The sequence below is a fragment of the Salibacter sp. genome, from assembly GCF_031581065.1.
Taxonomy (GTDB): Bacteria; Bacteroidota; Bacteroidia; order Flavobacteriales_G; family Salibacteraceae; genus Salibacter.
This window is the reverse complement of record NZ_JAVLBN010000075.1, coordinates 1-5,972: the sequence shown is the minus strand read 5'-3', so window position 1 is coordinate 5,972 and position 5,972 is coordinate 1. Positions and strand designations below refer to the sequence as shown.

Here is a 5,972-nt window from a genome sequence, read left to right as displayed (position 1 = left end):
GTCGTATTTCCAATTTGTAAATCACAAATCTGCGACACCTCATACATTGTATCTAACGTAACTGTTGCAGTAGTATTCCCGCAAGGACTGGTGAAGTTTATTTGTTGAGGACCTGTTGGGGCTGAAATACCACTACAGTCTCTAAAAAAGCTGAGACTTACCTCATATTGGTTGTTCCCAAGGCATGAAATACTTAGCTCTGCACCAGCAGCGTGAGAAGCTTTTGCTTTGTTATTAAAAGCTGCCATTGACAACATTAAAACAAATAGAAATATTATTTTTTTCATAATTGACACTAATTATTAGGGTAAAATCACCTAATAGACGCAACTGCTTGAAACCGGTTGGGTCATATCTAATCAAAAATGCATTAAAACTTTAACAAAAACAAAACCCCCCGCTATTGCGGAGGGTTTTGCTCAATATAATATTTGAAGAAATAAGTCTAGTTCCCGTTACCTACAAGTGTAACATTTCCTTTTTCAATATAATCTTCTCCGTTTCCTCTCTTGGCTGTTACAACGTAGAAATAAACTCCGTCATTATGACCTTCGCCATCCCAGCCGGCCTGTGGATCTGTCCATTCGTACACTTTGCGTCCCCAACGGTTGTAAATTTCAACTCTAAAGTCTCTCAATGCACCAGCACCTGGAATGAAGAACTCATCATTTACACCGTCACCGTTAGGAGTAAACACGTTAGGTATTTCTCCTGAGAACAACACCTCGTGATTTGAGAATGAAGTATCAGAACAACCAAAGTCATTTGTAACCACTAAGCGAGCTCTGTAAAGACCTTCTTTTTCATAAGTAAATGAAACTACCGGATCTTCTGTGTTTACAATTGGACAACCATACTGCCCATCTGCAGATTGAGAAGGATCACAACCCAACCATAGATCCCACTCAAAATCATACTGATCTAGAGGTGCTACTGGGTCATAAGTAATTGAGAACGGTGATCTTCCTTTAATAAAGTCAAATGTATCTGCAACCTGCTCAACATTGTTACTATCTACATATGTTCTGTAAAAGTTAGAATTTGGTGTTTCAGAGATAGGTAGTGTGTAAGAAGCCAACCCACTCTTACATTCACCATTTGTTTCTCTGGCATAAATCGTAACTTCATTAACATTTGTAGGATCTAGTGCGTCACCGTAATCAAAAGGCATTCCACTACCAATAAAGTTTGAACTGTTTATTGGTGCATCGCTATACCAAAGTACACTATCAGGATTATCATATTCTCCAGATACTGTGATGAAATCACCAACGCAATAGGTTGTATCATCAAAAACCGGCTTATCTGGAGTGTTTTGAATTACTATAGTATCATTCAACTCACCAATACATCCATTAATGTTTTGATATGTATATTCTAGATACCACATACCCGGACCTATCTGTTGAGGGTTAAATCTACCTGTTGTTTGGTTGGGTAGTAATGTTGCAGTAGTTGGTGGGATAGGATTAATAGTCCAATTACCCTGACCAAATCCTGTATTGATGTTAATGTTACCCTTGTCGGTATTATCACAATAAATGAGGTTATTGACAACTTTAGGTGTATCAACAGGGTAAATCACCACACCCATACTATCAGTAGTAGCACAAGTACCATTAGGATCAGCAGCAGTTAACGACAGCGTGAACCTACCTGGACTTAAAGTTGATGGATCAAAGAAACCACTATCTGTATTCGTTATACCAGGTCCACTCCATGTATATTCTATAGGTCCCGGACCAGCGTTACCTGCTGTCACTCTATTATAGTTGTTGAGAATAAGCGTATCGTTGATACAAACAGTTTTTGGTGTATCAACAAAGTTGAATTCATAAGCTTCATAAAGGAATACACTTGTAACCTCATTGACGTAACACGGTTCAAAAATTTCGTATTCAATAAATGTTTGACCCGGTTGAACTTCATTTGGATCAATCTCCCCAGTCAAAGAGTCAACAATTGCAGGTCCTGACCAAACACCACCTGGTGTTGCGGCTTGTAAGGTATAAGGCCCTCCCGTATAACACAGTGAATCAGGGGATGTTAGAGTTGCATCCGGTAAAGGAATAACCGAAATTTCATAAGTCGTATCAGTAACACAATTACCTGCAGGACTAGCAAGAGTATATGTGACAAATGCTGTTCCGCCTCCAGCAACTCCTGGTGAAAACTCTCCGGCAAGAGAGTCAGTTATACCATCACCTGTCCAAACACCACCCGGTGTAAAGGGAAGTGCCGTATCAGGATCTTCAGTCACACAATACGCAGAATCCAGGTCAAATGAAGGGTTGTATGAGTTTACAACATCAATTGTTCCTGAAATTGTATCAACACATGCTCCAAAAGTATCATTGTAAATCACTTCATAAGTTGTTGTAGCACCAGGGTAAACATCAGGGTTGTAAATACCAGTATTTGAAATAGCTACGTTTGGCGACCACTGGTAATTAAACGCTGCAGGATCAAATCCTGTACAGTATCCAAACCTTCCATTGGGACGATCAGATGATGTACTCTGGAATAACCCGTTATTTGCACACACACCAGATTGATCAGCCCTAGAATACCTAACACTCGTAAAAGGTGTAGCAGTTGTGTTAGTGTAAGCATTACCATTTCCTGTAAAAGACGAATTATTGAAACAAACCTGCACTACAAGGTTTGAAGTACCATCCCAGTCATACGCCTGAGAGAATGTATAGTCGTTCCATCCTGTGGAGATAGTTTCACCCGCTGAATTGTAAACTTGAGTCAAGCCTGTCGCCCAACCACTATTTAAATCATTTGAACCTGTACAGGTAATGTAGATCTCAAAGTTTTGATAATTTGTTTGAGAACCAAGTTGAGCAACATCTAACCCAAAACTTGTCAATTTTGCTCCTGCTCCTGGAGCAGTACCTGTCATAGTTTGAAGCTCAGCTGCTGTATAAAGCATTTGGTGTCTTGCGCCCCAATACCAGTTTCCATAAGGTGCAGGATAAGTTGTACCACCAATTGCATTTGTTCCGGTTCCTATTATTCCCTGGTTAACATTACCGGGACAAGGAGTTGTAGCCGGCCCACAGTTATTATTGATCTGTGCTCCAAAATCAATAAAAGCTGCAGTTGAATCACCATTGCATAAAACGCTATCGGCAAAATCAACAGTAGCATCTACCGGAAATGGAGGTGTAAAAGTAACAGTTAGATCATCTTCTTTAATACAGCCTGAGTCACTCTCAACTGTAACGCCAAAAGTTTGCGTTTCAGTTATAGTAGCTGTAGGAGTTTGTATTGTATCATCATCTAAGAACGACCCATTTGACCACTGATAAGAATAGACAAAGTTACTATCAGTACTGGCGTCAAATGGGAAGTTGTAGAATGAATCTGCCGGACAAACTGCCGTATCACCAACTGCTGATAAGTTGAAATTAGGCGCTGAAACTATTGTAATGGTGTCAGTATTACCGCAACCAGTTGCAAGATTAGAAACAACCTGATAAGTTGTCGTTGTATTTGGAAAAGCCCAAACGTTTTTACCATTTGTTCCTGTAGTATCTTTAAAATTAACACCAGGGTTTATTGGATCTCCTGAGATGACAGACCACGTAAAGGTGTCTCCACCTACAACCTCAATATCAGCCGTATCAACTCCCTGACACAAGATTTGATCAGGACCGGCATAAGTATTCGGTATAGCAGTAACATCAAATTGCACACTGGCAATACCAGAAACATTACAGGCATCATCCACTGCATTGATGGTGAAAATACTAAAAGGTGGCGCATTTGCAGGAATCGTTCCTGATATGTTGATCGTTGCTGTATCTCCATTTGTAATTGTAGTCGTAACACCAGATAAAACCGCACCGGCATTAGTGGTTAACGTAACAGAGTCACCAAAAGCTTGGTTAGGGTGAAGCGAATCAGAAAACTGCACGTCAAATGAAAACGTTTGTCCTAAACATGCCACAACTGAGTTTGAATCAACCTGAGAGCCGGAACCGGTAAAGTTCTGAATACCGGGATTTATCATATATGGCTGATAGTTGTCACAATTCTGTACTGTAATCTGGACATCTCTACATATTGTCCCCACTAAAACTCCGTTTCTATATTCATCTACACAAACTTTTATAACCCAAAAATCATCTTGAGCAGGTCCGGCTGGTTGAGGCACCATTGCTGACGAAGGGGTAAATGTTAGCTGACCGGTTTGTGGATCAAGGGTTACGGGCACCGGAAATGGATTATTTACTGAATATCCTGCTCCCCACCCTACAGGACTCCCTGCACCATTTAAGGGTTGACCAAATCTAAAATCAAGAGAGTCTCCGTCAACTTCAGTAACACCAAAATTATACACTACCTGTTGTCCAGCACACACATATGGAATAGGCTGAGAGCTAAACTGAGGTAAATTGTTGCAGGGAGTTACATTAGTATTAATCTCTGACTCTAAATAAAACGAGCCAGCTCCAGATAAATTATTGTTTGAGTTTCTAGCATTATGACTATAGCTTGCAACCCAGTTACCTTGTGGACATGGTGGCAATACAACAATTGCAGAGTAAAAATATTGCTCAATTCCAGGCAAACTTCCACTTGTCTTACAAGTACTATTTCCTATCGCACTCGGGCATAACTGTGAAACTTCAATTGAAGAATCTTGTTGAACTGTTTGATTGACAGTGCCACACGGACTATTAATCGCTAATGGCAAGGAACTAGGTGCAGGAATACCACTACAGTCCCTAAAAAAATTGATAGTCACAAGGAAGGAATCATTTCCTAAACATTGAATTGCTATATCTGACCCAGCAACGTGAGAAGCCTTCACTTCATTACTACTCAAAAGAGTAAAAAACCCAATAATTAACGCTAACAATAACCTTTTCATAAGAATATAATTTCTTTGTTTCCTCTTTGAAGACGCGAAAGGTAATATTTTCGTTGTACATGGTTTAAATTTTTTTAACGATTAATTAGCAACAGCATGAAAATAGCCGTGTTAGGACAAGGAATTTCAGGCACAACAATCACCTTCCAATTAATAAAAAAAGGATTTAACCCAGTTGTTTTTGATCAAATTAACCCAAACTCCCCATCCCGTGTAGCTGCCGGAATTTGGAATCCGGTTACTTTTCGAAGGCCATCACTATCCTGGAATGCTGAAAAGTTCATCGAATCTCTAGGTCCTACTTTTAAAGGCGCTGAAATCTTTTCCAACTCTAAGTTTTACTATCCTATGAGCTACCTCAGGCTCTTCTCGTCAGCTGAGGAACAAAATAACTGGTTCTCTAAATCGGGAGACGAACCCTTTTCCAATTTCATGAGTAATACCTTATATAAAGGCATACTCGATAGAGAAATCCAAAACAGGCATGGAGGAGCCGAATTATTTCATGCCGGTTATGTCGACACTAATAAAATGATCGATGACTTTAGAAAGGAACTCAAAAAAAGAAACGTGTTGAGGGAAGTCAATATCGGTCAGAGCCAGGTGTCATTCGGAAAGAATATTCAAATCCGCCACAGTAACCAAACCGAAGAATTCGATGCAATAATCTTCGCAAACGGATTACATATCAGAGACTTCCTCCCTTTTGAGGATTTACCATTTCAGCCGGTTAAAGGTGAGGTTCTGACCATTAAATGCAGTTCAGTCAATACAGAGAAAATCCTATCAAAAGGCTTTTTCATGTTACCTCTTGGCGACAACACCTTTAAAATAGGGGCTACATACTCAAACTCTGATTTAACTACGGATCTGACCGAAAGGGGAAAATCAGAGCTGATTGATAAGTTAAAAGGAGTAATTGGAGATACACGGTTTGAAATAATCGACCACAAAGCCGGAATTAGGCCTGCAATTAAAGGAAGACGCCCCGTGATAGGCCCTCATCCAAAGCACCAAAATGTATTCGCTTTTAGCGGAATGGGTTCTAAAGCTATTTTGATGGCTCCTTTACTCGCAGAACAACTGG

The 5,972-nt window shown here is 40.0% G+C and carries 3 protein-coding genes; 1 reads left to right on the top strand and 2 read right to left on the bottom strand.

The features are described 5' to 3' along the window. Positions 1 to 287: hypothetical protein (locus RI557_RS11205; RefSeq protein ID WP_310683832.1), on the bottom strand; the 287-nt coding region annotated here is incomplete at its 3' end. A 158-nt stretch (positions 288 to 445) separates the two neighbouring features. Next, the gene (locus RI557_RS11200; protein ID WP_310683830.1) at positions 446 to 4,885 is read right to left on the bottom strand and encodes a gliding motility-associated C-terminal domain-containing protein; all 4,440 of its coding nucleotides are present in this window, start codon (positions 4,883 to 4,885) and stop codon (positions 446 to 448) included. 96 nt (positions 4,886 to 4,981) lie between these two features. On the opposite strand from RI557_RS11200, the gene RI557_RS11195 reads away from it, so the two are divergent. Continuing rightward, on the top strand, positions 4,982 to 5,972 hold a 991-nt coding region (locus RI557_RS11195; protein ID WP_310683828.1), incomplete at its 3' end, for an FAD-dependent oxidoreductase.